We start from the raw sequence: 25,316 nt of genomic DNA on the forward strand, positions 1-25,316 counted from the left end.
TCCCTTAAGGCTGAAATCAGCTCAGAAATGTCTGCAGCAAGTCATTGAGAAACAGTTGTCCGCGCTCGGTGGCCGCCAGACGTGACGGTTCGACCTGCAACAAGCCGCTTTGTTCGGCTTCCCGGCGACCTTCGGCGAGGCTTTCCAGGGGCAGGCCAGTGCGCTCTGGATAGAGGCGCGATTCGACGCCTTCGGTCAGGCGCAGGGCGTTCATCAGGAAGTCGAACGGCAACTCGTCATTGGTCAGGGCTTTCTCGCCAGCCTTGAAGCTTTTGGCCGGGTTGAGATAGTCCTTCGGCAGTCGGGTCTTCCAGGTGCGCACGATGCGTCCGTCCGGGTGACTGAGCTTGCCGTGGGCGCCAGCGCCGATGCCGATGAAGTCGCCGAAACTCCAGTAATTGAGGTTATGCCGCGCCGGACGACCAGGCTGGGCGTAGGCCGAGACTTCGTATTGCGCGTAACCGTGTTCGGCGAGCAGCGCCTGGCCGGCTTCCTGAATGTCCCACAGCGTGTCGTCTTCCGGCAGCGTCGGCGGCTGGTTCCAGAACACCGTGTTCGGCTCCAGGGTCAGCTGATACCAGGACAAATGGGTCGGCTTCAGGGCGATGGCCTGGCGCAGATCGCCGAGGGCGTCGTCCAGGGACTGATCGGGCAAACCGTGCATCAGGTCCAGATTGAAGTTGTCGAACCCGGCCTGACGGGCCATGCCGGCGGCACGCACCGCTTCGTCACCGTTGTGAATCCGTCCCAGGGCCTTGAGTTTCTCTTCCTGGAAGCTCTGGATGCCGATCGACAGGCGATTGATTCCCAGCGCCCGGTAGGCAACGAACTTCTCTTGCTCGAACGTCCCGGGATTGGCTTCCAGGGTGATTTCGATGTCGCTGGCGAACGGAATGCGTTGTTCCACACCTTTAAGCAAACGGCCCAGTGCTGCGGCACTGAACAGGCTCGGCGTGCCGCCACCAAAGAAGATCGAACTCAGCTCACGGCCATAGACCGCATGCAAATCCTGATCGAGGTCGGCCAGTAGCGCATCGACGTACTCTTCTTCCGGCAGCACCGGGCTGGCGGTGTGGGAGTTGAAGTCGCAATAAGGGCATTTGCGCACACACCACGGGATGTGAATGTACAGCGCCAGGGGCGGCAGCACCGGAAGTGCGGCCCGAGGCGATTGGGCGGCGCCGCCGAAGATCAGCGGCGACGCGGATGAGTCGTGGGTCATATCAAGCCTAGACGCTGGCGCAGCAGATCCATTGCACGGGCGCGGTGGCTGATGAGGTTCTTTTCGCTTGGGCTCAATTCGGCGCTGGAGCAGTCGCGTGACGGCACCCAGAACAGTGGGTCATAGCCAAAACCGTGCTCGCCGCTGGCAGCGTGCAGGATTCGACCGTGCCACAGGCCTTCGCACAGAATCGGCAACGGGTCATCGGCGTGCCGCACCAGCGCCAGCACGCAGACGAACTGCGCGCCGCGCTCGGCTTCCGGCACATCTTTCATGGCGTCGAGCAGCTTGACGTTGTTCGCCGCATCGCCCTGGCCGTCAGCGTAACGCGCGGAATAAATCCCCGGCGCACCGCCAAGGAAATCAACCGCCAGCCCCGAATCGTCGGCCAGCGCCGGAAGGCCGGAAATGCGCGCGGCGTTGCGGGCCTTGAGGATGGCGTTCTCGACGAACGACAGGCCGGTTTCTTCAGGCTCGATGCTGCTGAACTCGCCGATCGAGCGCAGTTGCACCGAGGCGCCGAGCATGGCCTGGAGTTCCTTGAGTTTGCCGGCGTTATGGCTGGCCAGTACGAGTTGCGTGAAGTTCATCATTCGCCGGGGAAAAGCTCTTGGTTGAAGTTGATGGTGTTGATTTTATCGCCGTTCTTCACGTTGATCTCGAAGGTACGGGTTTCCTGCTGATCGACCGGGTACTGCGCGATGTAGTAGACTGCGCCCTGCTCGGTGACTTGTTTGAATTTCAACGCGACGCTTTGGCTGGTCAGGTCTTTGACCGTGCCGTTCACTTCAGCGGTCAGCGGCTTGCCATCCTTGAGCACGGAGACATTGATCACACCCTGATTCTTGCTTCGGGTCAGACCGGCCGCTTTGGCGATATCGGGTGTCAGGAATGTGGAATTGAAGGTGTTGTAGTGCACCGTCACATCACCAAACTTTTCCTGGCGCTCGCCCTTGATGATGTCGGCGGCCATGGCGGTGACGCTCAGGCAGGCAGTAAGTACAAACAACGCTAGACGACGCATGATCGTTCTCCTTGGAATGTCGTGGTTCAGACCGCGACCTTGTGGTCTTGCAACCCTGGACTGCTGACGCGGTAGATACCGATCTCACCTAACAGATTAGGCCATAGCTTACTGGCCCACCCGTGTCGGTGCTGTTGATCCACGGCAAGCCGATCAATGACCTTCGCTTCACGTTCGCGGCACAGTTCTTCAAAGTCGCCGAAAGTGCAGAAGTGGATGTTCGGCGTGTTGTACCAGGTGTACGGCAGGAACTCGGAAACCGGCATCCGGCCCTTGCTCGCCAGGTACCAGCGGCAACGCCAGTGACCGAAATTGGGGAACGTGATGATGCACTGGCGCCCGACCCGCAGCATCTCGTCGAGGATCCGGTCCGGGTAATGCACGGCTTGCAGCGCCTGGGTCATGACCACGATGTCGAAACTGTTGCTGGCGAAGTTGCCGAGGCCCTTGTCCAGGTCCTGCTCGATCACGTTGATGCCCTTGGCCACGCATTCGGCGATGTTGTCCGGGTCGTTTTCCAGGCCATAGCCGGTGACTTGCTTGTTGTCGCGCAGCCAGGTCAGCAGTTCGCCGTCGCCGCAACCGAGGTCGAGCACGCGGCTACCGGCGGGAATCCATTCCTGGATGATTTCCAGATCAGCTCTCATGGCTTTCTCACAAACTAATTCGGTTCATGTAGTTGCTGAACGCCTGCAGGTAGCGCGGGATCGGAATCAGGAAGGCGTCGTGGCCTTGCGGAGCGTCGATCTCGAGGTAACAGACGTCTTTTTTGGCCGCCATCAGCGCGTCCACCAGTTCCCGCGAGCGGGCAGGGGAGAAGCGCCAGTCGGTGGTAAAGGACATCACGCAGAACTTGGAGGTGGCGCCGGCGAAGGTTTTCGCCAGGTCATCGTCGAAGTTCGCTGCCGGGTCGAAGTAGTCCAGCGCCTTGGTCATCAGCAGGTAAGTGTTGGCGTCAAAACGCCCGGAAAACTCTTCGCCCTGATAACGCAGGTAGCTCTCGACCTGGAACTCGACACTGTGGAAGTCGTAGTTGAGCTTTTCGCTCTTCAGGCCACGGCCGAATTTCTCGCCCATGGAATCGTCGGACAGGTAGGTGATGTGCCCGACCATCCGCGCCAGCATCAAGCCACGCTTGGGGATCACCCCGGCTTCCTGGAACGAACCGCCGTGGAATTCGGGGTCGGTGAGGATCGCCTGGCGCGCCACTTCGTTGAACGCGATGTTTTGCGCCGACAGCTTGGGCGCCGAGGCAATGGCCAGGCAATGCCGCACGCGGTCGGGGTAGGTGATGGTCCATTGCAGGGCCTGCATGCCGCCGAGGCTGCCGCCGATCACCGCCGCCCACTGGCGGATGCCCAACAGGTCGGAGAGGCGCGCCTGGCTGTGCACCCAGTCTTCCACGGTCAACACCGGGAAGTCGGCGCCGAACGGCTTGCCGGTTTCCGGGTTGAGGCTGCTCGGGCCGGTGGAGCCGTTGCAGCCGCCGAGGTTGTTCAGGCTGACCACGAAGAACTTGCTGGTGTCGATCGGCTTGCCGGGGCCGATGCAGCTGTCCCACCAACCGGGTTTGCGGTCGTCGGGGCTGTGGAAACCGGCAGCGTGATGGTGCCCGGACAAGGCGTGGCAGATCAGCACGGCGTTGCTCGCCGTTGCATTCAGCGTGCCGTAGGTTTCGTAGATCAGGTCATAAGCTGGGAGCGAACGGCCGCAGGCCAGGGCCAGGGGTTCACTGAAGTGCGCCACTTGCGGCGTCACCAAACCAACAGAATCGGCGGGAAAGGCAGTTGGCATCGACCCTGCTCTCGTTGAAATGAGGCGTAAGTCTAAAGACCGCTGCCCGTAGCAGCAAGCGACTACCCATGATCGTTCCCACGCAGAGCGTGGGAACGATCAGTCAAAGGGTCAGATCAACCCAAGCAGCCCATTAGGCATCAGCGCGAAGTACGCCAAACGCGGGATCAGCCAGCTTTGCAGCAACTGGATCACGATAAACGCGAAGATCGGCGAGATATCGAGGCCGCCCAGGTTTGGAATCAGCCGACGGAACGGCGCCAGTACCGGCTCGGTAATCTGCGCAACCAGTTCGGCGCCCGGATTGTGGCTGCCAGGTGCGACCCAGGACAGGATCACGCTGATGATCATCGCGTAGAAAATGATGTTCAAGAACAGCGAGAAGATCGCGATCAGGGCCCACGGCACCAGGAACAGCCAGTCGACCATGAAGCCTTTGAGCAGCAGGATCACCGCGATCAGCAGCATCTGGATGAGCAGCGCCAGCACCAGCGACGACATGTCCAGCCCGAACATGCTCGGGATGACCCGGCGCAGCGGCTTGAGCAGCGGTTGGGTGGCTTTGACGATGAACTGGCAGAGCGGGTTGTAGAAGTTCGCCCGGACCAGTTGCAGGATGAAGCGCAACAGCACGATCAGCAGGTACAGGCTGCCCAGGGTTTTAATTATGAAAATGGCAGCGTCATTGAGTCCGAGCATCATTGATTCCTTTGTAAGAGCTGATTAGCGGCCAAGTTGCTCAGCCATCTCGGCCGAACGGTGCGCGGCGGCGCCGAGTGCGGTTTCGACCAGGGTTTCGAAGCCCCCGGCCTGGAACGATTTGATCGCGGCTTCCGTGGTGCCCGCCGGCGAGGTCACACGGCGACGCAGTTCCGCTGCGTCGACATCACTGGCGACCGCCATGTGCGCGGCGCCGAGAGCGGTTTGCACGGTCAGTTGGGCGGCGATGTCTGCTGGCAGGCCGAGTTTCACGCCAGCGGCGGTCATGGCTTCGATCAGCAGGAAGAAGTACGCCGGGCCCGAACCCGATACGGCGGTGACTGCGTCCAATTGCTGCTCTTCGTCCAGCCACAGCGCGAGGCCGACCGCAGACAACAGCTCTTGCGCCTGTTGGCGTTGTTCGGCATTCACTTCCGCCGTGGCGAACAAACCGCTCACGCCCTGACGCAACAGCGCCGGGGTGTTGGGCATGCAACGCACGATCGGCTGAGCGCCGAGCCAGTTGTTCATGCTGGCGCAAGTGATGCCGGCGGCGATGGACACCACCAGTTGGTTCGGCTTGAGGCTTGGACGAATCGCTTCGCACACGGCTTTCATCGCCTGGGGTTTGACCGCCAGCACGATGACGTCGGCGTCTTGAATGGCGTCGGCGTTGTCGGCGAACACTTCGATGCCGTGTTCAGCGCTCACGCGAGCGCGGGTTTCGGTGCCCGGGTCGCTGGCGCGGATGTGGGCCGCGTCCAGACCCTTGGCGCGCAGGCCACCGATCAGGCTGGCGGCCATGTTGCCGGCACCGATAAAGGCAATACGAGTCTTGCTCATGTCAGGTCCTTATAAAGAGAGGAGTCAGCCATTGATCAGGGCTGGCCATGCATTTGTTGAGAGCCGCGAGCGCCAAACAGGGCTGTACCGATGCGGACCCACGTGGCGCCCATGGCGATAGCCGACTCAAGGTCGTGGCTCATGCCCATGGAAAGTGTGTCGAGCGGCAGGTTCAGGCTGGCTTGCAGGCTTTGCACGGCAGCAAAAGCGGCGTCCTGGGCGGCACGATCTTCAGTCGGCTCGGGTATCGCCATCAACCCGCGCAACTTCAGGCGCGGCAATTCGCTGATGGCCTTGGCCAGGGCCGGCAGGTCGGCCGGGGTGCAGCCGGACTTGCTGTCTTCACCGCTGACGTTGACCTGGATGCAGATATTCAGCGGCGGTAGTTCGGCAGGACGTTGTTCGGACAGGCGTTGTGCGATTTTCAATCGATCCACGGAATGCACCCAAGCGAAGTGCTCGGCGATAGCGCGAGTCTTGTTCGATTGAATGGGGCCGATGAAGTGCCAGATCAAGGGCAGGTCGGCCAATTCGAGCTGTTTGCCCAAGGCTTCCTGCAAATAGTTCTCACCAAAGTCGCGCAGCCCCGCGGCGTGGGCTTCACGCAGGGCTTCGGCAGGCTTGGTCTTGCTCACGGCCAGCAACTGCACGCTGTGCTCATCGCGGTGAGCAGCCTGGGTCGCTGCCTGGATACGCGAACTAACCTGAAGGATGTTGTCTGCTATCGTGGACATCAAGAGGCGCCGCCGGTCTGAAGGTTCGCGGCATTCTACTGGAATTGAGGAGCGCTATGGATATCACTGAGCTGCTGGCATTCAGCGCCAAACAGGGCGCTTCCGACTTGCACCTGTCTGCCGGCCTGCCACCGATGATTCGCGTCGATGGCGATGTTCGGCGCATCAACTTGCCGGCGCTGGACCACAAACAGGTGCACGAGCTGATCTACGCCATCATGAACGACACCCAGCGGGTGGACTTCGAAAAGCATCTGGAAACCGATTTTTCCTTTGATGTGCCGGGACTGGCGCGTTTTCGGGTCAACGCGTTCAACCAGAACCGTGGCGCCGGCGCGGTGTTCCGTACTATTCCGTCGAAGGTCCTGAGCATGGACGACCTCGGCATGGGCGAAGTGTTTCGCAAGATTACCGACGCGCCCCGTGGCCTGGTGCTGGTCACCGGACCGACCGGTTCCGGCAAGTCCACCACCCTGGCGGCGATGATCGACTACCTGAATAACCACCGCCATCACCACATCCTGACCATCGAAGACCCGATCGAGTTTGTCCACGAATCGCGCAAATGCCTGATTAATCAGCGCGAAGTCCACCGCGATACCCGCAGTTTCGCCACCGCCTTGCGCTCGGCGCTGCGCGAAGACCCGGACGTGATTCTGGTGGGCGAGATGCGTGACCTGGAGACCATTCGCCTGGCGCTGACGGCCGCAGAGACCGGCCACTTGGTGTTTGGCACGCTGCACACTACGTCAGCGGCAAAGACCATCGATCGGGTAGTTGACGTGTTTCCGGGGGACGAGAAGTCGATGGTGCGCTCGATGTTGTCCGAATCGTTGCTGGCGGTGGTGTCGCAGGCGCTGGTGAAGAAGATCGGTGGCGGGCGGATTGCGGCGCACGAAATCATGCTCGGCACCTCGGCGATCCGTAACCTGATCCGCGAAGACAAGGTGGCGCAGATGTATTCGTCGATTCAGACCGGGGGCAACCTGGGGATGCAGACGCTGGATATGTGCTTGAAGGACTTGGTGACCAAGGGCTTGATCAGCCGCGAGCACGCGCGGGAGAAGGCGCGGTCGCCGGATAACTTCTAGAGGACGAGGTGATCGTTCCCACGCTCCGCGTGGGAATGCCTCCACGGACGCTCCGCGTTCGGCCTTTTGGGACGCAGAGCGTCCCGGGCTGCATTCCCACGCGAAGCGTGGGAACGGTCAAGCTTCAAATCAGCGCTGTACGACGCGCATCTGATTCGGCTCTTTCGGCAGAACCCGCTTGGCCACCACGTAGTGGCTTTCCCAATACGGCTTCTTCAGCGTGTCGATCGACACCGCTTTGCCACGACGTGGTGCGTGGATAAAGCGGTCGTTTCCCAGGTAAATGGCAACGTGGTTGACTCGACGGCTCTTGATGTTGAAGAAAATCAGGTCGCCCGGCTTCAGATCCTTGCGATCGACTTTCTCGCCATGACCACTGGCCATCGCGTTGGACGTGCGCGGCAGGTCGAACGTAGCGTCGTTGAACGCGTATTTCACCAGGCCACTGCAATCGAACCCTTTACTTGGGCTGCTGCCGCCCCAACGATAAGGAGTACCGAGGACATTCACGGCACGGCTCAACACGTTGCTGCTTTGCTTGGTCGCCATCGGTGGCACCAGCTTGCTGTTGGCGGTGGCCAGCGTGGTGGAGCGTTTTGCGGTTTGCTTGTTTTTGCTCGAAGGAGCAGAAACATGGGATTTCGGGGTGTAACCATTAACGTTTGGAAGACGTTGCTCACGATTGGTGGCGTGGGCGGCCAGTGGCATCAAAAGGCAAATGGTTAGCCATGTCTTGAAAAATGGACGCATTAGGCAAGGCTCATATTGGTTAGCGCGCAACTTTATAACAGCTTTTTTGACCCTTCCGAGCCCGTTGGTCGATTGGACCTTGGAGTCAACGGAACCAAATAAGCTGGAAATGGACGCAATTGTCGGACACAAGTCAGGTGCTACAAGGCTTTGACGGGACACAAGGTAGCAGATGCCATACGTCGGCCACCTGTAAAAAAGTCACAAAGAATTCAACAATATTTATCTATCGTGTGATTCGAGGACATTCATGAACAGCTATCGACCGCCTTCTCCGTACCAGGACACCCACAGCAAACTGATTGGTTACTTGCTGTGGATTTTCGGTTTTACCGGGGCTCATCGCTTCTATTACGGCAAGCCGGTCACCGGGACGATCTGGTTCTTCACTCTCGGTTTGTTCGGCATCGGCTGGCTGATCGATCTGTTCCTGATCCCGGCCATGGACCGCGAGGCGGACCTGCGCTTTACCGCCGGCCCTATCGAATACAACGTCGCCTGGATCCTGCTGGCGTTTCTCGGGGTGTTCGGTGTGCATCGGATGTATCAGGGGAAATGGCTCAGCGGTTTGCTGTACCTGGTGACGGGCGGGGTGTTCTTTCTGGGGGTGCTGTATGACTTCTGGACGCTGAATGATCAGGTGTCGGTGCGTAACGCGCAAAGCCAAAGATAAGAGCGAAGATGATCGTTCCCACGCGGAGCGTTGATCGTTCCCACGCTCCGCGTGGGAATGCCTCACTGGACGCTCTGCGTCCGCTCTTGGACGCGGAGCGTCCCTGGCTGCATTCCCACGCGGAGCGTGGGAACGATCGGTTTGTGCTTACGCCTGGTGGCTGATCCGCCCATCCACCAGGGTGTAGCGCACCACGCCCGGCAAGCTGTGGCCAATGAACGGGCAGTTCTCGCCCTTGGACAGCCAGATTTCGCCGGCCACAGTCGAGGCCGCCGGGTCGAACAGCACGATATCCGCCGCCCCCCCCACCGCCAACTTGCCCGCCGGCAGGCGCAACGCTTCGGCAGGCCCGGCACTCAGGCGTGAGAGCAGGGTCGGCAGATCGAGCAAACCATCCTCCACTAACGTCATCGCCAATGGCAGCAACAGTTCAACACTGCTGATCCCCGGCTCAGTCGCGCCGAACGGTGCCAGTTTGGCATCCCGCTCGTGGGGCTGGTGATGGCTGGAGATGGCCGAAACCACGCCGGACTTCACCGCCGCCCGCAGGCCATCACGGTCGGCGCGGGTGCGCAGCGGCGGCTGGACGTGATAGAGGCTGCTGAAATCGATCAGCGCTTCGTCGGTCAGGATCAACTGGTACAGAGCGACATCGGCGGTCACCGGCAAGCCGCGCGCCTGGGCCTGAGCAATCAGGGCCACGCCGCGAGCGCTGGTGAGCTGGCTGAAGTGCGCACGCACGCCGCTTTGCTCGACCAGCAACAGATCCCGGGCCAGGGCCACGGTTTCGGCGGTTTCCGGAATCCCCGGCAAGCCAAGGAAACTGGCGGTCGGGCCTTCATGGGCCAGGCCACCTTCGGCCAGGTCATGATCCTGCGAGTTGAAAATCACCGTCAGGTCGAAGGTCGCCGCGTATTCCAGCGCTCGGCACAGCGTGCGCGTATTGCGGAAGCTCTCCAGACCGTTGCCGAAGGCGACGCAGCCGGCATCGCGCAACGCGACCAGCTCGGCCAGCTGTTCGCCGTCCAGGCCTTTGCTCAGGGCGCCAATCGGGAAGACCTTGGTGTTGCCGGCCTCGCGGGCGCGGTCGAGGATCAATTCGGCCACGGCCGAGGTGTCCAGCACCGGTTTGGTCTTCGGCGGGCAGCACAGGCTGGTGACACCGCCGGCAGCGGCAGCGCGGGTTTCGCTGGCGATCGAACCTTTGCGGCTGTAGCCCGGCTCGCGCAGGGCGACGTTCAGGTCCACCAGCCCAGGCGCGGCCACCAGGCCTTTGGCGTCGATGGTCTCGACCGGGACAAAACCGGCCGGCGCCGCGCCAAGGGCGACGATCTTGCAGGCTTCAACGTGGATATCGGTAACTTGATCCAGCCCCGAGGCTGGATCGATGACGCGGGCGCCGAGAATGCTGAGCTTCACTGGGCGTTCTCCTGCTCGAATTGGCGCTGGGCAGTCTGCCCGCTCATGGCCATGGACAGCACGGCCATACGAATCGCAATACCGTAAGTAACCTGGTTGAGGATCACCGAGTGCGGGCCGTCGGCGACCGCCGACTCAATCTCCACCCCACGGTTGATCGGCCCCGGGTGCATGACGATGCAATCCGGCTTGGCCCCGGCCAGGCGCGCGGTGGTCAGGCCGAACAGGCGGTAGAATTCGCCTTCGCTCGGCAGCAGGCCACCGGTCATGCGCTCGCGTTGCAGGCGCAGCATGATCACCACGTCCACATCTTTCAGGCCTTCGGTCATGTCGGTGTAGACCTTCACGCCGTATTGCTCGATGCCGATCGGCAGCAGGGTTTTCGGCGCGATCACGCGGATGTCCGGGCAGCCGAGGGTTTTCAGCGCGAGCATGTTCGAGCGCGCGACCCGCGAGTGCAGGATGTCGCCGACGATGGCCACTGAAAGCTTTTCGAAACCGCCCTTGTGCCGACGAATCGTCAGCATGTCGAGCATGCCTTGGGTCGGGTGCGCGTGACGGCCGTCGCCGCCGTTGATGATCGCCACTTGCGGGCACACGTGCTCGGCAATGAAGTGCGCGGCGCCGGAGTCACCGTGGCGTACGACGAACATGTCAGCGGCCATGGCTTCCAGGTTGCGCAGGGTGTCGAGCAGGGTTTCGCCCTTGCTCGCCGACGAAGTCGAGACGTTCAGCGTGATCACGTCTGCCGACAGCCGTTGGGCCGCCAGTTCGAAGGTGGTGCGGGTGCGGGTGGAGTTCTCGAAGAACACGTTGCACACGGTCTTGCCGCGCAGCAACGGGACCTTCTTCACGGCCCGGGCGCCGACTTCGAGGAACGAGTCGGCGGTGTCGAGGATTTCCGTCAACAACTCGCGGCGCAATCCGTCGAGCGAGAGGAAGTGGCGCAGCTGGCCCTGATCATTGAGCTGCAGCGGGCGCTTGGTGTCTAGAGGCGTCATCGCGAGGGGGACTCTCAATAGGGCGGATTAAAGGGCGAGGTCTTGCAGTTCGAGCTTGAGTTCCGGGCCGGACAGTTTCACCCGTTCGTGGGCGGCCAGCGTCAGGGTTGCGCCGACCACATTCGGGCGGATCGGCAGCTCGCCGGCGTCCAGGTCCAGCAGGCACACCAGCGTCACGCTGGCCGGGCGGCCGTAGTCGAACAGTTCGTTCATGGCGGCGCGGATGGTCCGGCCGCTCATCAATACGTCGTCGATCAGCACCAGGTCCTGGCCTTCGATCTCGAACGGCAAAGCCGAAGGGCGCACTTGCGGGTGCAGGCCGTTCTGGCTGAAGTCGTCGCGGTAGAAGGAGACGTCCAGGGTGCCGAGGGGCGAATCGCTGCCCAGTTCATCGAGCAATGCCTGGGCGACCCAGACGCCACCGGTACGAATCCCGATGTAGCGCGGTTCGCTGATGCCACGGTGTTCCAGGTGTGCCTTGAGACGGATCGCCATCTGGCTGATCAGTTCGGCGGGATTGGGCAGGCTCATGGTTGCTCCTTCTTGGGCCCGAGCCGGTGCGTGCGGGGTTTGGCTCGGGTTGTCGCTATAGAGAGTCGCTTGCAGCGGCTCTTCAGGATTCGATGCTCAGGATTCAAACAGTGCGGTGTTTTCGTCGAGCCAGCCTTGCAGCAGCAGGGCGGCGGCGATGGCATCGACCGGGTTGTCGCGGTAACTGCCTTTCTGCCCGCCACGATCACGCCGCTCGCCCTTGGCTTCAAACGTGGTCAGGCGTTCGTCGTGGGTATAGAAGGGCAGGTTGTAGCGGCCGTTGAGGCGGCGGGCGAACTTCTCGGCCCGCAGACACATGTCGCTGGGCGTGCCGTCCATGTTCAGCGGCAGGCCGACCACCACGGCGTCGGGTTTCCATTCCTTGATCAGGGCTTCGACCTGATTCCAGTCGGGAATCCCGTTTTGCGCCTTCAAGGTGCACAGCTCGCGGGCCTGGCCGGTAATCACCTGGCCGACCGCCACGCCGATCTGTTTAGTGCCGTAGTCAAAACCCAGAATCAGTCGCAGGGCCATCAGGCGTGGCCCGCCTGGCTGGTCAGCAGGCTGAGGTTGATCCCCAGATGCCGGGCCGCCGCTTCGAGGCGTGATTCGCTGCTGGTGTTGAAGAGGATGTCGGCGTTGTACGGGCAGGTCAGCCAGGCGTTGTCGGCCAATTCAGCCTCCAGTTGCCCGGCTTCCCAACCGGCGTAGCCGAGGGTGATCACGCTTTTCGCCGGCCCGACGCCGTCAGCGATGGCGAACAGCACGTCCTGGGACGTGGACAAGGACAGCTCGCCTTCCAGATCAACGGTCGCCTGGAAGGATTTCCCCGACGGGTGCAGGACAAAGCCGCGATCGGTCTGCACCGGGCCGCCGATAAAAATCGGCACATGCTGACAGAGCAATGGCGGCTCGATGTCAGGGCGCAATTGCTCGAGGATATCGGCCAGGTTCAGTTCTTGCGGACGGTTGACCACCAGCCCCATGGCACCATTGGCCGTGTGCTCGACGATGTAGGTCAAGGTATGCGCAAAGTTCGGGTCGGCCATGTGTGGCATGGCGATCAGGAAGTGATGCTTGAGGTAGCTGGGGCTGACGTTCTTCATGAGCGCTAGTGTGGCGTTGGAGGGGCGAACTGACAAGCTGGGGATGCACAGGAAATGGTGTCGTACGCCCCTGTAGCAGCTGGCGAAGCCTGCGTTCGGCTGCGAAGCAGTCGTAAATAGCCATACATCATTTCTTCAGGATGACCTCGTTTTACAGGATTGCGAGGACTGCGTCCTCGAACGCAGGCTTCGCCAGCTGCTACACAGACTGCGTAACCTTTAATTACTCGACAATTTGTCGCCGCGAGCAAATTTCCAGGTGCGGATGATTTCCAGTCGATCAATATCCGACAAATCCCCGGTAAACGGCGAAAACGGTGCCGCCAGTCGCACAATCCGCTGCGCGGCCTGATCCAGCAGCGGTTGCCCGGAGGACTCCAGCACCAGCACTTCATACAGCGAGCCGTCGCGGTTGATCGAGACCATCAGGCGCAAGTTGCCGTAGATCTGCTTGCGCCGCGCTTCATCGGGGTAGTTGAGGTTGCCGATGCGCTCGACCTTCTTGCGCCACTCGTCCTTATACCAGGCGCCCTTGTCGCGCATGGTCGAAGCCGCGCTCAAACGGTGGATGCGCGGGCGTTTGGCGTACAGCTGTTGTTCGTTGGCCAGTTCCGCTTCGAGGCTGGCGATGTCGCTGGACAGCTGCGAGCTGTCAAACGTCGGCGCGGCCACGGCGGGTTTGGGCGGGGTCTTGGGTTCTTCGTTCTTGGCCGGGGCTTTTTTCGGCTTCGGCGCGACGGTGGTCACGGACGCCTTGGGCGCGGCTTCCGGCACTTCAGGCTTGGCTGCCGGCGGAGGGGTGACTTTCTGCACCTTGTTGTCCTGGAACGGCGCGACCTCGGTGGTCTTGGGAATCGCCTTTTTATCCAGGGTGCCGCTGCCTTCCTGATTCTCTTGCGCAAGAAAATCGGCTTTCTTGGGCTTGGTTTCGCTTTTGAAGGTAGCGAGGGTGATTTCCAGGGTTTTGCTGATCTGCTTGGGTTCGACCATGGTAAAGCCGACGCCCAACAGCAAGGCCAGGTGAATCAACGCCGCGAGAAACAGGGTAAAACCGAGGCGATCGGCCGGGCGCACGCCACGATGGGCGAGTTCAACGGGCAGATCGGACGGGAGCGTCATAACAAGAAAACCAACATCGCGTTTTTCACAGGCCGCGGATGATAACGCAATGTTGGTCGTTTCTCGGCTGTTCTATATCAACGGGCCTTGAGCTTCTGATCGATGGCATCCATCAAGAGGCCGCCGATATCGGTGCCAAACGCGTTATCAATCTCGCGAATGCAGGTCGGGCTGGTGACGTTGATTTCGGTCAGGCTCTCGCCGATCACGTCCAGGCCCACGAACAGCAGGCCTTTTTCGCGCAGGGTCGGGCCGACCTGGGCGGCGATCCAGCGGTCCTTGTCGCTCAGCGGACGGGCTTCGCCACGACCACCGGCGGCGAGGTTGCCACGGGTTTCACCCGCGGCCGGAATCCGCGCCAGGCAGTAATCCACCGGTTCGCCGTCGATCATCAGGATGCGCTTGTCGCCATCCTTGATCGCCGGCAAGTAGGCCTGGCCCATGATCTGCTGAGTGCCTAGCGCGGTCAGGGTTTCGAGGATCACCGACAGGTTTGGATCACCCGCGCGGTGACGGAAGATCGAGGTGCCGCCCATGCCGTCCAGCGGCTTGAGGATCACATCACCGTGCTTGGCGGCGAATTCACGCAACACGTCGGCGCGGCGGCTGACTACGGTCGGCGGCGTGCACTGCGGGAACAGCGTGGCGAACAGCTTTTCATTGCAGTCACGCAGGCTCTGCGGCTTGTTGACCACCAGCACGCCCGCGCGCTCGGCTTGCTCCAGCAGGTACGTGGAGTAAACGAACTCCATGTCGAAGGGCGGATCCTTGCGCATCAGGATCACATCCAGATCGCTCAGCAGCGCGTCGGTCTCGGCTTCCAGTTCGAACCACTTCTCAGGGTTGGCGAAGACTTTCAGCGGCCGCATCCGCGCCCGTGCTTCACCTTCGCCCTGGTACAAATCCCGCTGTTCCATATAGAACAGTTCCCAGCCGCGCTTTTGTGCGGCCAGCAGCATGGCCAGCGAGCTATCCTTTTTATAGGAGATGCTGGCGATTGGGTCCATGACAATCCCGACGCGAACGCTCATGGGTTTTTCCTCGAAATAGGGTGGTCCGAAAGGACGCGAAAAAGTGGCGTCAGAGTGGCGCTGAGTGTGTTCCCGGTCAAGGAAAAACCACTGCACCGGTCGGCCGATAGATTGGATTTGGAGACTGTGCTAAAAAGGTCGCCATGTCGCGCTGGCCCTTCAGTATCAAGGGTTTCGAGCCGTCAAACGGACAAATTGATTCGCAAAGGCGACGGTAGAGCATTTATGGAACAGCATTCCAGCGCCTTGAAGGTCATGGTGATCGACGATTCGAAGACGATTCGCCGCACCGCCGAAACGCTGCTGAAAAACGTGGGCTGTGAAGTCATCACCGCCGTCGATGGTTTCGATGCGCTGGCCAAGATTGCCGACAATCACCCGGGCATTATCTTTGTCGACATCATGATGCCGCGTCTGGATGGTTATCAGACCTGCGCTTTAATCAAGAACAACAGTGCGTTCAAGTCCACGCCAGTGATTATGCTGTCGTCCAAGGACGGGCTGTTCGACAAGGCCAAGGGGCGCATCGTCGGCTCCGACCAGTTTTTGACCAAGCCTTTCAGCAAGGAAGAACTGCTGAACGCGATCCAGGCCCATGTTCCGGGCTTCGCCGCCGTTTTGCCGCAGTAGGACACGCACAGTGACGCTCGGCCAGCGGGCCCGGTGTTGACAAGAATGGGGAAGACCATGGCACGTATTCTGATCGTCGATGATTCGCCGACTGAAATGTACAAACTGACCGGCATGCTGGAAAAGCACGGTCATGAAGTGTTGAAAGCCGAAAACGGCGCCGACGGCGTAGCCCTGGCCCGCCAGGAAAAACCCGACGCGGTGCTGATGGACATCGTCATGCCCGGCCTCAACGGTTTCCAGGCCACCCGCCAGTTGACCAAAGACCCGGACACCGGGCACATCCCGGTGATCATCATCACCACCAAGGATCAGGAAACCGACAAGGTCTGGGGCACCCGCCAGGGCGCCAAGGACTACCTGACCAAACCGGTCGACGAAGAAACCCTGATCAAGACCCTGAACAACGTGCTGGCCGGTTGATCGCCCGCCCATGAGCGAGTCGCTGACGGCTTTCGAACTGCTGCTGCAGATCGACCAGCGTTGCCGCGTGCTGGCGGCGGACTTGCCGTCCCAGCCATCGCGACAGGACAGCTGGAGCGGCATCGGTTTTCGCCTGGGCGAGCACTGGTACGTCGCGCCGATGGGCGAAGTCAGCGAAGTCCTGCACGAACCGCGCTACACCCAACTGCCCGGCGTCAAACCCTGGGTCAAAGGCGTGGCCAACCTGCGCGGGCGGTTGTTGCCGATCATGGATGTCTGCGGCTTCTTTGGTCATGAGCTGTCGGCGGTGCGCAAGCAGCGGCGGGTGCTGGTGGTGGAATACAAAGACGTGTTTGCCGGATTGATGGTCGATGAAGTCTACGGCTTGCAGCACTTTGCCCAGGACAGCCTGGAAACGGTGCCGCCGAATGAGCTGAACGGCGCGATGGAGGCGTTCGTCCAGGGTCGGTTCCAGCGTGAACAGAGCTGGCAAGTGTTCAGCCCGTTTGCGTTGGCGCAGTCCCAGGACTTCATGCATGTCGCGGTGTAGGCTCGAACGCGCTGCTCTTCTGTAGCAACTGCCGAAGGCTGCGTTCGAGGGCGAAGCCCTCGCATTATCAGGCTCCGCGGTTTTCCAGATACACGGCGACGCCAGGATTTACGACCGCTTCGCGGCCGGACGCAGGCTACGCCAGCTGCTACAAGGGATCGCGTTGGCGTCGAGTGATTGGCGGCCACAGATAATTCAGCTGTTCAGGCGAGGACCGATGACAAAAGCAAAAACAGGTACCCCGGAAGGATCGCGCAGCCGTTCGCAGATCATCGTGCTGTTTATCGCGCTGATCATCTTCATCATGCTGCTGTTCGCCAACTTCGCTTACCTCAACACCCAGGCCACCTACGACAAACAGTACATCGGCCACGCCGGTGAGCTGCGCGTGCTGTCTCAGCGCATCGCCAAGAACGCCACCGAAGCCGCCGCCGGCAAGGCTGCCGCGTTCAAGTTGCTCAGCGATGCGCGCAACGACTTCGCCCAGCGCTGGGGTTACCTGAAGAAAGGCGACCCGAGCACCGGCCTGCCGCCCGCGCCGTCCACCGTGCGCCCGGAAATGCGCGCCGTGCAGCTGGACTGGGAACGCCTGCTGAAAAACACCGACGCCATTCTCTCCAGCGAACAGACTGTGCTGTCGCTGCATCAAGTCGCCGCGACCCTGGCCGAAACCGTGCCGCAGTTGCAGGTCGAGTACGAAAAAGTCGTCGAAATCCTCCTTCAGCGTGGCGCCCCGGCAGCCCAGGTCGCCATGGCCCAGCGTCAGTCATTGCTGGCTGAACGGATTCTCGGTGCCGTGAATACCGTGCTCTCCGGCGACGAAAACTCCCAGCAAGCCGCCGACGCCTTCGGCCGCGATGCCGCACGTTTCGGCCTGGTGCTCAACGGCATGCTCCAGGGCAATCCGGCGCTGAAAGTCAGCCAGGTCGAAGACAAGGATGCCCGGGCGCGCCTGACCGAAATCTCCGAACTGTTCGAATTCGTCTCCGGTTCGGTGGATGAAATCCTCGAAACCTCGCCGGAGCTGTTCAAGGTCCGCGAATCGGCCACCAGCATCTTCACCTTGTCGCAAACCTTGCTCGATGAAGCCTCGCACCTGGCCACCGGTTTCGAAAACCTCGCCGGCGGGCGCAACACCGACACTATCGGCGGCTACGTGCTGGGCCTGTTGGCGCTGATGTCGATCATCCTCATTGGCCTGGTGATGGTTCGCGAAACCAACCGCCAGCTCCAGGAAACCGCCGAGAAGAACGAGCGCAACCAAAACGCGATCATGCGTCTGCTCGACGAAATCGAAGACCTGGCCGACGGCGACCTGACCGTGACTGCTTCGGTGACCGAAGACTTCACCGGCACCATCGCCGACTCGATCAACTATTCCGTGGACCAGCTGCGCGATCTGGTGGCCACCATCAACCTCACTGCCGGCCAAGTCGCCGCCGCCGTGCAGGAAACCCAGGCCACCGCCATGCACCTGGCCCAGGCCTCGGAGCATCAGGCGCAGCAGATTTCCGAAGCTTCGACGGCGATCAACGACATGGCGCAGTCCATCGATCAGGTCTCGGCCAACGCCGCCGAATCCTCAGCGGTGGCCGAGCGTTCGGTGGAAATCGCCAACAAGGGCAACGAGGTGGTGCACAACACCATCCACGGCATGGACAACATTCGCGAACAGATCCAGGACACCGCCAAACGCATCAAGCGCCTGGGCGAGTCTTCCCAGGAAATCGGCGACATCGTCAGCCTGATCGACGACATTGCCGACCAGACCAACATCCTGGCGCTCAACGCAGCGATCCAGGCCTCGATGGCTGGTGATGCCGGGCGCGGCTTTGCCGTGGTCGCCGACGAAGTCCAGCGTTTGGCCGAACGTTCGTCCGCCGCGACCCGACAAATTGAAACCCTGGTCCGGGCGATCCAGACTGATACCAATGAAGCGGTGATTTCCATGGAGCAGACCACCACCGAAGTGGTGCGTGGCGCGCGGCTGGCGCAGGATGCCGGTGTGGCCCTGGAAGAAATCGAAGGCGTGTCGAAGACGTTGGCGGCGCTGATCCAGAGCATTTCCAACGCCGCGCAGCAACAGACGTCGTCGGCGGGGCAGATTTCCCTGACCATGAACGTGATCCAGCAGATCACCTCGCAGACCTCGTCCGGTTCCACGGCGACCGCCGAAAGCATCGGCAACCTGGCGAAAATGGCCAGCCAGTTGCGCCGCTCGGTGTCGGGTTTCACCTTGCCGACCGAGCCCAAGCCGGCCACGGACAAGGCTTGAACCGCCTGCGGGCGTAAAGAATGAAGAGTGGAGTGGTTATGGGTGATCGGCACGACTATGTGGCCCTCGAGTGGGTCAAAGGCGAGATTGCCGAAACGCTGAAGCAGGCTCATCAGGCGTTGGAGCAACTGCTGGATGACCCGCAGGCGACTTACGCGCTGGGCGAGTGCCTGGCGTGCATCCATCAGGTCCACGGCGGTTTGCAGATGGTCGAGTTCTACGGCGCGGCCCTGCTCGCCGAAGAGATGGAGCAACTGACTGCTGCCCTGCAACAAAACCGCGTCAGTCATCGCGATGAAGCCATTCATCTGTTAAGACAGGCCTTGGGGCAGTTGCCGATCTACCTCGACCGGGTGCAAGGCGCCCGCCGCGACTTGCCGCTGGTGGTGCTGCCGCTGATCAACGATCTGCGCAGCGCCCGGGGTGAAAGCCTGCTCTCGGAAACCAGCCTGTTCAGCCCGCAACTGCCGGACTTGCCGGCGCTGGATCAAGACGATCTGGCGCTGCTGGAACCACCCGAACTACCGAATGTGCTGCGCAAGTTGCGGCAGATGTTGCAAATGGCGTTGGTCGGTTTGCTTCGCGAACAGGATGGCGAGACGAATCTGGATTACCTGACCAAGGTCTTCACCAAGCTTGAAACGTTGTGCGGTAACGCGCCGCTGAGCCCGTTGTGGCAGGTCGCTTCGGCGCTGGTCGAAGGCCTGCGCAACGGCGCGATTGCCAACAGCCCGGCCCTGCGTAGTCTGTTCAAGGACGCCGACAAGGAACTCAAACGCTTGCTGGAACAAGGCATGGCCGGGGTCAATCAGGCGCCGCCGCCCGAGCTGCTTAAAAGCTTGTTGTTCTACATTGCCAAAGCCGAACATCCCACCGGGCAGATGCTGACCATGAAAGATCGCTACGGACTGGACGATGCGCTGCCTGACAGCGCGATGGTCGACGAAGAACGCGCACGCCTCGCCGGCCCCGACCGCGATGCCATGCGCTCGGTGCTCGCCGCCCTGTGCGAAGAACTGGTGCGGGTCAAGGAACGCCTGGACCTGTTCGTGCGCAGCGATCGCCAGCACACCTCCGACCTGGAAAGCCTGCTGGCGCCGCTGCGGCAAATCGCCGACACCCTGGCGGTGCTCGGTTTTGGCCAGCCGCGCAAGGTCATCATCGATCAACTGGCGGTGGTGTTGAGCCTGGCCCAAGGGCAACGCGAACCCAACGACGCGATCCTCATGGACGTGGCCGGGGCGTTGCTCTACGTCGAAGCGACGCTGGCCGGGATGGTCGGCACCGTGGAGCCGGAGAGCCAGGAAGAAAGTCGCCTGCCCACCACCGACCTGACGCAGATTCATCAGATCGTCATCCGCGAAGCGCGGATCTGCCTGCAACAAGCCAAGGACATGATCGTCGACTACATCGATGCCGATTGGGATCGCCAGCAACTGCAACCGTTGCCGGCATTGCTGACCCAGGTTCGTGGTGCGTTGGCGATGATTCCGCTGAGCCGCGCCGCGAGCCTGATCGAAGCCTGCAACGGCTTCATCCGCGAGCACTTGCTGGTGGACACTGATCACCCCGGCTGGCAGCAACTGGACAGCCTCGCCGACGTCATCACCAGCATCGAGTATTACCTGGAACGTCTGAACGACGACCCGCAAGAGGCGGGCGAACACCTGCTCGATGTCGCGGAAAACAGCCTGGCCGCCCTCGGGTTTTTTCCCAGCGAAAAACTCGTACCGGTGCTGGAAGACGTGCTCAGCCCCAACGAAGCCCAGGTCATGCAAGACCTTCAGGAGCTGGACGATCCCGAAACTGTGCAATCCCTGGCCGCTGTATTGGCCAGCCCGGTGTCCGCCGTCAACCCGCCCGCCCTGAACACCCCGGGCAGCCTGTTACCGCCGCCAGTGGGCGAAGAACCGGTGGACGATGAACTGCGGGAAGTGTTCCTCGAAGAAACCGACGAAGTTCTGGAAGTGCTGCGCGAATACTTGCCGCGCTGGTCGGCCAACGTGGGCGACACTGCTGCCTTGAGCGAACTGCGTCGCGCCTTCCACACCTTGAAAGGCAGCGGCCGAATGGTCCGCGCGTTGGTGCTCGGTGAGCTGGCCTGGGCCGTGGAAAACCTGCTCAACCGCGTGCTGGAGCACAGCGTGGAACCTGGGCCGGCGGTGCAACAACTGCTGACCGACGCCCTGAACCTGCTGCCGGAACTGATCACCGATTTTGCCGGCAATGCCCAGCGCCAGCGCGACGATGTGGACCGCTTCGCCGCCCGGGCTCACGCCTTGGCCAAGGGCGATGCAACGCTGTCCGACGAGGACACCCAGGACGTCGCCGCTCTCGATCCGTTGTTGCTGGAGATCTTTCGCAACGAAGCCGAAACCCACCTCGCCAGCCTCAATCGCTACCTCGATCAAGCCGCCGAGCATGTGCCGCTGCAAGCCAGCGACGAGTTGCAGCGTGCCTTGCATACGCTCAAGGGCAGCGCCTCGATGGCTGGCGTGTTGCCGATTGCCGAACTCGCCGCGCCGCTGGATCACTTGGCCCGCGAGTACAAGGCGCACCTGATTGCGCTGGACTTGGATGAAGTCGAATTGCTGCTGGAAGCCGAAGGGCTGTTCCGCCTCGGCTTGCGTCAGCTAAAGACTGATCCGTTGGCCGAGATTCCTGGCGCCCGTTCGTTGATCGAGCGCACGCAAACCCTGCTGGACGAACGCCTGGAAGCCATCCTCAGCGCGCCGAACCGGGGCTTGCGGATCAAGCGTGATCCACAACTGATCAACAACTTCCTCGCCCAAGGCATGGACATCCTGCTCGACGCGGAAAGCCTGCTGCGGCGCTGGCAGCAACACCCCGGCGAACGTCAGGAACTCAGCGCATTGCTGGACGAGTTGACCACCCTCGGCGAAGGCGCGCACCTGGCCGATCTGCACCCGGTGGATGAACTGTGCGAAGCCTTGCTCGACCTGTATGGCGCGGTGGAAGAGAGCAGCCTGGCGGTTAGCGACGAGTTTTTCCATGAAGCGCAAAGTGCCCACGAAGCGCTGATCAACATGCTCGACGAACTGGCTGCTGGCCAGGAAGTCAGCCCGCAACCGGAGCGGATCCGGGCCTTGCGTGGTCTGCTCGATACGAGTCTCGACCCGTCGGCCATGGGTCTGATTCGTAGTGACGGCAGCCGTAGTTTGAGCATTCGTGAACTGGGCACTGCCACCGCTGAGCTTTCACAGACAGCGACGCAGATTGAACACGACGATGAGATCGTTTCGATCTTCCTTGAAGAAGCGGTGGATATCCTCGAAAGCGCCGGCCAGGCTTTGCAGCGCTGGCTGAGCGACCCGGACAACGCCGCGCCGTTGTCGTCCTTGCAGCGGGATTTGCACACCCTCAAGGGCGGCGCGCGCATGGCCGAGGTCGAGGCGGTCGGTAACCTGGCCCATGAACTGGAAAACCTTTACGAAGGTTTGGTTGATCGCCGTTTTAGCCACAGCGAAGCACTGGCGCGGTTGCTGCAAACCAGCCATGACCGCTTGGCGGTGCTGCTTGAACAGTTGCAGAGCCAGAAGCCGTTGGGCGATCCCGACGAACTGATTGAAGCCATTCGCACCTTTCGCCAGGGCAATACCGGCACGCCGGAACCGGTCGAACCGGCCCACGAACATGATTCGCCGGGGCATGACCCTGAGCTGCTGGAGATCTTCCTTGAAGAAGGTTTCGACATCATCGAAAACTCTGGCGCGGCGCTGGTGCGCTGGCAGGCCGAGCCGTCGAATCGCCAGGAAGTGGAAACCCTGCTGCGGGATTTGCACACGCTGAAGGGCGGCGCGCGGATGGTGGAAATCGCCCCGATTGGCGATTTGGCCCATGAACTGGAATTCCTCTACGAAGGCCTGTCGGCGGGTGTGCTGCAACCGACGGCGCCGCTGTTCACGCTGTTGCAAAGCAGCCACGACCGACTGGCGCAGATGCTCGACGCTACCCGCGCCGGGCAACCTTGCCCGCCGGCAGATCGGCTGATCGATGCGATCAAGAACTTCAGCCATCCGGCGGTGCCCGAAGCGCCGGTCGTTGCGCCCGTTACGGTTAAGGTTGAAACACCGGCACCGGATGCCGGCGCGGACATGGTCAAGGTTTCGGCAGAACTGCTGGACGATCTGGTCAACCTCGCCGGGGAAACCTCGATCTTCCGTGGCCGTATCGAGCAACAGGTCAACGACGCCCGCGTGGCCCTGAGCGAGATGGAAACCACCATCGAGCGTATGCGCGATCAGTTGCGCCGGCTCGATACCGAAACCCAAGGGCGGATTCTCAGCCGTCAGCAAGTCGAAGCCGAACGCCTGGGCTACGAAGAATTCGATCCGCTGGAAATGGACCGCCACTCGCAATTGCAGCAACTGTCCCGCGCCTTGTTCGAATCCGCCTCCGACTTGCTCGACCTCAAGGAAACCCTCGACCGGACCAATCAGGACGCGGAAAACCTGCTGCAACAGCAGGGCCGCATCAACACCGAATTGCAGGAAGGCCTGATGCGCACGCGCATGGTGCCGTTCGAACGGATGCTGCCGCGTTTGAAACGCATCGTCCGCCAGGTGTCCGGCGAGTTGGGCAAGGACGTGGAATTCGTCGTCGGCAACGCTGAAGGCGAGATGGATCGCAACGTGCTGGAACGCATGGCCGCGCCGCTGGAACACATGCTGCGTAACGCCGTGGATCATGGCTTGGAGTCTGCCGACGTGCGGATCGCGGCGGGTAAACCGGCTCAGGGCCGCATCACCCTTGATCTGTCGCGAGAGGGTGGCGACATCATTTTCGACATCCGCGACGACGGCGCCGGCGTGCCGCTGGACGCGGTGCGGCGCAAGGCGATCAAGCGCGGCATGCTCGCGCCGGACAGCGACATCAGCGACCGCGACGTGCTGCAATTCATCTTGCAACCGGGGTTCTCCACCGCCGAAAAAATCACCCAGATTTCCGGGCGTGGCGTGGGTATGGACGTGGTGCATGAAGAGGTGCGGCAGCTTGGTGGCAGCATGTTTATCGATTCTGTGCCGGGGCAGGGCGTGCATTTTCGCATTCGCTTGCCGTTTACCGTGTCGGTCAACCGGGCGCTGATGGTGCAGTGCTTTGATGATCAATACGCGATCCCGCTGAACACCATCGACGGCATCGTCCGCGTGTTGCCCAACGAACTCGAAGGCCATTACCGCCTCGATCCGCCGACCTACAAATACGCCGGGCAGCACTACGAACTGTGCTACCTCGGCGAACTGCTGAAAACCAGCACCCGCCCGAAACTGCTGGGCCAGAGCCTGCCGTTGCCGGTGTTGCTGGTGCAATGCAACGAGCGGCACATCGCGGTGCAGGTGGACTCCATGGCCGGCACCCGGGAGATCGTGGTCAAGAGCCTCGGCCCGCAATTTGCGGCGGTGCAGGGCTTGTCCGGGGCGACGATTCTCGGGGATGGCCGCGTGGTGCTGATTCTTGATTTGCTCGCGCCGATCCGCGCGATGCAGGCCCGTGTGCCACAACGACCGGTGACTCAGGATGTCGAAGCCGAGCCGCACAAGCCATTGCTGGTTTTGGTGGTGGACGACTCGGTGACCGTGCGCAAGGTCACCAGCCGTTTGCTTGAACGCCACGGCATGAACGTGCTGACCGCCAAGGACGGGGTCGATGCCATGCTGCTGCTCGAAGATCACCTGCCCGACGTGATGCTGCTGGACATCGAAATGCCGCGCATGGACGGCTTCGAAGTCGCCACTCAGGTGCGCGCCGACGAACGCCTGCAACACCTGCCGATCATCATGATCACCTCGCGCACCGGCCAAAAACACCGCGACCGTGCGATGGCCATCGGCGTCAACGACTACCTCGGCAAGCCATATCAGGAATCGGTGCTGCTCGAAAGCATCGCCCTGTGGAGCAGAACCCATGCTTGAGCATCGCACCAGCAACCTCACCGGGCTGTTGCTGCCCTTGGCGGATCGCAATTTGATCCTGCCCAACGTCGCGGTTGCGGAGCTGATCGACTATCAGCCGGCGGCGTTCGACCTTGATACACCGCCGTGGTATCTGGGGCTGGTGACGTGGCGGGATCGGCAGATTCCGTTGCTCAGTTTTGAGTCGGCGTGTGGCCAGAAAGTGGTGATTGGCGAGCGCGTACGGATCGTTATCCTCAATGCACTGGGCGGGCGACCGGAGTTGAAGTTCATTGCCCTGCTGGTGCAGGGGATTCCGCGGTCTTACAAGCTCGATAGCCAGTTGAGCTATGTGGATGTGCCGCTGTGTCCGCTGGAACAGGCGGCGGTGCAGATCGGGGAGCAGGTGGCGAAGGTGCCGGATTTGCTGGCGCTGGAAGAACTGCTGATCACTGCCGGCCTAACCCACTGATCGTTCCCACGCGCAGC

General features: G+C 61.5%; 24 protein-coding genes. 8 read left to right on the forward strand and 16 right to left on the reverse strand.

The features are described from left to right. Positions 1 to 16: 16 nt before the first annotated feature. The 8 genes from hemW to HKK53_RS22690 all read right to left on the reverse strand — a co-directional run bounded on the left by hemW (position 17) and on the right by HKK53_RS22690 (position 6,316). Complete coding sequence (gene hemW, locus HKK53_RS22655; protein WP_237150598.1) at positions 17 to 1,222, reverse strand: radical SAM family heme chaperone HemW; 1,206 nt, start codon at positions 1,220 to 1,222, stop codon at positions 17 to 19. Further along, positions 1,219 to 1,815, reverse strand: a complete 597-nt coding sequence (gene rdgB, locus HKK53_RS22660; protein ID WP_169372662.1) for an RdgB/HAM1 family non-canonical purine NTP pyrophosphatase — start codon at positions 1,813 to 1,815, stop codon at positions 1,219 to 1,221. Before rdgB ends, hemW begins: the two co-directional genes overlap by 4 nt. After that, the gene (locus tag HKK53_RS22665; RefSeq protein ID WP_169372663.1) at positions 1,812 to 2,246 is read right to left on the reverse strand and encodes a DUF4426 domain-containing protein; all 435 of its coding nucleotides are present in this window, start codon (positions 2,244 to 2,246) and stop codon (positions 1,812 to 1,814) included. The genes rdgB and HKK53_RS22665 overlap by 4 nt, the downstream gene beginning before the upstream one ends. Positions 2,247 to 2,272: 26 nt before the next feature. Continuing rightward, positions 2,273 to 2,893, reverse strand: a complete 621-nt coding sequence (metW, locus tag HKK53_RS22670) for a methionine biosynthesis protein MetW (RefSeq protein ID WP_123514664.1) — start codon at positions 2,891 to 2,893, stop codon at positions 2,273 to 2,275. 7 nt (positions 2,894 to 2,900) lie between these two features. Next, positions 2,901 to 4,040 carry a homoserine O-succinyltransferase MetX gene (gene metX, locus HKK53_RS22675; protein WP_169372664.1) on the reverse strand — a complete coding sequence of 380 codons (1,140 nt, stop codon included), beginning with the start codon at positions 4,038 to 4,040 and terminating at the stop codon, positions 2,901 to 2,903. A 111-nt stretch (positions 4,041 to 4,151) separates the two neighbouring features. Next, a complete protein-coding gene (locus HKK53_RS22680) occupies positions 4,152 to 4,739 on the reverse strand; it encodes a YggT family protein (protein ID WP_169372665.1) in 588 nt (195 codons plus the stop codon). 24 nt (positions 4,740 to 4,763) lie between these two features. Further along, a complete protein-coding gene (gene proC, locus HKK53_RS22685; protein ID WP_169372666.1) occupies positions 4,764 to 5,582 on the reverse strand; it encodes a pyrroline-5-carboxylate reductase in 819 nt (272 codons plus the stop codon). A 35-nt stretch (positions 5,583 to 5,617) separates the two neighbouring features. Then, on the reverse strand, positions 5,618 to 6,316 hold the full coding sequence (locus HKK53_RS22690) for a YggS family pyridoxal phosphate-dependent enzyme (protein WP_169372667.1): 699 nt from the start codon (positions 6,314 to 6,316) through the stop codon (positions 5,618 to 5,620). 56 nt (positions 6,317 to 6,372) lie between these two features. On the opposite strand from HKK53_RS22690, the gene HKK53_RS22695 reads away from it, so the two are divergent. Continuing rightward, positions 6,373 to 7,407 (forward strand): type IV pilus twitching motility protein PilT, encoded by a 1,035-nt coding sequence (locus HKK53_RS22695; RefSeq protein ID WP_169372668.1) that lies wholly within the window; start codon positions 6,373 to 6,375, stop codon positions 7,405 to 7,407. 129 nt (positions 7,408 to 7,536) lie between these two features. Here the strand turns inward: HKK53_RS22695 and HKK53_RS22700 are convergent, their stop codons facing one another. Next, positions 7,537 to 8,157, reverse strand: a complete 621-nt coding sequence (locus HKK53_RS22700) for a C40 family peptidase (protein WP_169372669.1) — start codon at positions 8,155 to 8,157, stop codon at positions 7,537 to 7,539. A 250-nt stretch (positions 8,158 to 8,407) separates the two neighbouring features. Here HKK53_RS22700 and HKK53_RS22705 point away from each other — a divergent pair, with 250 nt between their 5' ends. Beyond that, positions 8,408 to 8,830: an NINE protein gene (locus tag HKK53_RS22705; protein ID WP_169372670.1), complete on the forward strand. Its 423-nt coding sequence runs from the start codon at positions 8,408 to 8,410 to the stop codon at positions 8,828 to 8,830. 147 nt (positions 8,831 to 8,977) lie between these two features. On the opposite strand, the gene HKK53_RS22710 is transcribed toward HKK53_RS22705, so the two are convergent. From HKK53_RS22710 to gshB, 7 genes are all read right to left on the reverse strand, one after another. After that, positions 8,978 to 10,249 (reverse strand): dihydroorotase, encoded by a 1,272-nt coding sequence (locus tag HKK53_RS22710; protein WP_169372671.1) that lies wholly within the window; start codon positions 10,247 to 10,249, stop codon positions 8,978 to 8,980. Then, on the reverse strand, positions 10,246 to 11,250 hold the full coding sequence (locus tag HKK53_RS22715) for an aspartate carbamoyltransferase catalytic subunit (RefSeq protein WP_169372672.1): 1,005 nt from the start codon (positions 11,248 to 11,250) through the stop codon (positions 10,246 to 10,248). The genes HKK53_RS22710 and HKK53_RS22715 overlap by 4 nt, the downstream gene beginning before the upstream one ends. Positions 11,251 to 11,277: 27 nt before the next feature. Continuing rightward, entirely contained in the window at positions 11,278 to 11,781 is a 504-nt protein-coding gene (pyrR, locus tag HKK53_RS22720; protein ID WP_169372673.1) for a bifunctional pyr operon transcriptional regulator/uracil phosphoribosyltransferase PyrR, read from the reverse strand. Positions 11,782 to 11,877: 96 nt separating this feature from the next. Next, positions 11,878 to 12,315, reverse strand: coding sequence for a Holliday junction resolvase RuvX (gene ruvX / locus HKK53_RS22725; RefSeq protein ID WP_005792259.1), 438 nt, complete (start codon positions 12,313 to 12,315; stop codon positions 11,878 to 11,880). Further along, positions 12,315 to 12,887 carry a YqgE/AlgH family protein gene (locus HKK53_RS22730; RefSeq protein ID WP_169372674.1) on the reverse strand — a complete coding sequence of 191 codons (573 nt, stop codon included), beginning with the start codon at positions 12,885 to 12,887 and terminating at the stop codon, positions 12,315 to 12,317. Before HKK53_RS22730 ends, ruvX begins: the two co-directional genes overlap by 1 nt. 219 nt (positions 12,888 to 13,106) lie before the next feature. Next, the gene (locus HKK53_RS22735) at positions 13,107 to 14,006 is read right to left on the reverse strand and encodes an energy transducer TonB (protein ID WP_169372675.1); all 900 of its coding nucleotides are present in this window, start codon (positions 14,004 to 14,006) and stop codon (positions 13,107 to 13,109) included. 77 nt (positions 14,007 to 14,083) lie between these two features. After that, positions 14,084 to 15,037, reverse strand: a complete 954-nt coding sequence (gshB, locus tag HKK53_RS22740; RefSeq protein ID WP_169372676.1) for a glutathione synthase — start codon at positions 15,035 to 15,037, stop codon at positions 14,084 to 14,086. A gap of 225 nt (positions 15,038 to 15,262) precedes the next feature. Here gshB and pilG point away from each other — a divergent pair, with 225 nt between their 5' ends. The 6 genes from pilG to HKK53_RS22770 all read left to right on the forward strand — a co-directional run bounded on the left by pilG (position 15,263) and on the right by HKK53_RS22770 (position 25,299). After that, a complete protein-coding gene (gene pilG, locus HKK53_RS22745) occupies positions 15,263 to 15,667 on the forward strand; it encodes a twitching motility response regulator PilG (RefSeq protein ID WP_111448588.1) in 405 nt (134 codons plus the stop codon). A 57-nt stretch (positions 15,668 to 15,724) separates the two neighbouring features. Beyond that, positions 15,725 to 16,090 carry a twitching motility response regulator PilH gene (gene pilH / locus HKK53_RS22750; RefSeq protein ID WP_027926574.1) on the forward strand — a complete coding sequence of 122 codons (366 nt, stop codon included), beginning with the start codon at positions 15,725 to 15,727 and terminating at the stop codon, positions 16,088 to 16,090. Between the two features lie 10 nt (positions 16,091 to 16,100). Continuing rightward, the gene (locus HKK53_RS22755) at positions 16,101 to 16,640 is read left to right on the forward strand and encodes a chemotaxis protein CheW (protein ID WP_169372677.1); all 540 of its coding nucleotides are present in this window, start codon (positions 16,101 to 16,103) and stop codon (positions 16,638 to 16,640) included. A 217-nt stretch (positions 16,641 to 16,857) separates the two neighbouring features. Continuing rightward, positions 16,858 to 18,915, forward strand: a complete 2,058-nt coding sequence (locus tag HKK53_RS22760) for a methyl-accepting chemotaxis protein (protein ID WP_169372678.1) — start codon at positions 16,858 to 16,860, stop codon at positions 18,913 to 18,915. 38 nt (positions 18,916 to 18,953) lie between these two features. Continuing rightward, positions 18,954 to 24,848 carry an Hpt domain-containing protein gene (locus HKK53_RS22765; protein WP_169372679.1) on the forward strand — a complete coding sequence of 1,965 codons (5,895 nt, stop codon included), beginning with the start codon at positions 18,954 to 18,956 and terminating at the stop codon, positions 24,846 to 24,848. Further along, positions 24,841 to 25,299 (forward strand): chemotaxis protein CheW, encoded by a 459-nt coding sequence (locus tag HKK53_RS22770; protein ID WP_169372680.1) that lies wholly within the window; start codon positions 24,841 to 24,843, stop codon positions 25,297 to 25,299. The genes HKK53_RS22765 and HKK53_RS22770 overlap by 8 nt, the downstream gene beginning before the upstream one ends. The last annotated feature ends 17 nt before the right edge of the window (positions 25,300 to 25,316 follow it).

It is taken from the genome of Pseudomonas sp. ADAK7, assembly GCF_012935675.1.
Lineage (GTDB): Bacteria > Pseudomonadota > Gammaproteobacteria > Pseudomonadales > Pseudomonadaceae > Aquipseudomonas.